The organism is Rhodococcus sp. 1168 (assembly GCF_002091955.1).
GTDB lineage: Bacteria > Actinomycetota > Actinomycetes > Mycobacteriales > Mycobacteriaceae > Rhodococcoides.
Window position 1 is genome coordinate 1 of the sequence record NZ_MKKY01000001.1, and the last position, 343, is coordinate 343.

Consider the following 343-nt stretch of genomic DNA (forward strand, 5'->3'; position numbering starts at 1 on the left):
TGAGGCTCCCCCCGGATGGTGGACACCGAGATAGCGGGATCGATGGTTCCGCTGGAAGGATGTCCTCATGTCCCGCAAACGCAGGTCTTTCACGACCGAGTACAAGGTCGAGGCCGCCCGCAGGGTGATCGATTCCGGCCGCACCATCGCCGAGGTCGCCCGCGAGCTGGGTATCAACGAAGGCCTACTCGGTCGGTGGGTCGCCGATGAGCGCCGGCGAATCGAAGCCGCCGCAGCATCCGGCGATCAACCGCTCACCGCCGCCGAGCGCACCGAACTCGCCAGGTTGCGCAAGCAGGTCTCCGAGCAGGAGAAAGACATCGCGTTCCTGAAAAAAGCGTCC

The 343-nt window shown here is 64.7% G+C and carries 1 protein-coding gene; it reads left to right on the forward strand.

What is annotated here, in order from left to right; genetic code table 11:
- Nucleotides 1-67: 67 nt before the first annotated feature.
- Nucleotides 68-343: transposase (locus BJI47_RS00005; protein WP_139804836.1), on the forward strand; the 276-nt coding region annotated here is incomplete at its 3' end.